This is a genomic window from Aureibaculum luteum (genome assembly GCF_003449015.1).
Taxonomy (GTDB): Bacteria; Bacteroidota; Bacteroidia; order Flavobacteriales; family Flavobacteriaceae; genus Aureibaculum; species Aureibaculum luteum.
The window spans coordinates 1-818 of sequence record NZ_QRGD01000040.1; the positions used below are offsets into that span (position 1 = coordinate 1).

An 818-nucleotide genomic window follows, 5' to 3' on the forward strand; every position below is an offset into this window, starting at 1 on the left:
AGATTCCCTTTCAATGTGCTTCTCACCAAATAACGGAAGTACATTGAAAGGGAGTTTTTAACGGTTAGATTATAATAAAAGTAGTATTTACTGCTCTAACCTTTTAAATTTTAAGATGAAAGCTAAAACTATTTATTTAGTAGCTTTTCTAAATACTCAATTTTATCTTGCTCTGCTTTTAATAAGCGTTCATAAAGTTTCTTGTTTTCTTCATGTACTTCTAGAAACTTGTCAAGAGGATTGAAAGTACAATGATGATTTATAGCAGGTCCTGAATTGATAACTGAGCCGTCGTAATTATTCTGTATATTATTAAAAACAGCTTCGTCGCTATAATTTTTAATAGCTTCTGAACTTACACCTAATACTTTGGCTATCTCTTCCAATTTATCATCTTCAATCTCTGGAGATTGTTCAATCTTAGAAACCGCCTGTTGACTAATTTTAAGAGATTCCGCAAGCGTTTCCTGCTTCATGCCTCTAAGTTCACGGATGCGACTTATTTTGCGTCCAATGTGATTTGTTTTTGTAGCTGTTGTCATACCTCAAAGATACTAATTAATCCAATAAAGATACAAGTAAAAAACAAATAAAGAGCTGTAAAAAACAACTTACTGTGGTTGGGTACACCACCTAATTACACTTAGTTTATAAAAAATTAAGGTAGAAATGGAAACAAAAATCAAAAATTTAAACAGGGTTGAAAACCCAGAAACAGTCAAAGAGATTGTTTTAGAAATTGTAAAGGGTGTCAATGTAAATCAAATTTATTTGACCTTAGGAGAGAAAAACACTCCTTTCAAATATCGGTTTACTAT

General features: G+C 31.4%; 1 protein-coding gene. It reads right to left on the minus strand.

Annotated elements, in window-relative coordinates; genetic code table 11:
* Nucleotides 1-128: 128 nt before the first annotated feature.
* Nucleotides 129-542 carry a helix-turn-helix domain-containing protein gene (locus tag D3P13_RS21785; RefSeq protein ID WP_117885820.1) on the minus strand — a complete coding sequence of 138 codons (414 nt, stop codon included), beginning with the start codon at nt 540-542 and terminating at the stop codon, nt 129-131.
* Between the last annotated feature and the right edge of the window lie 276 nt (nt 543-818).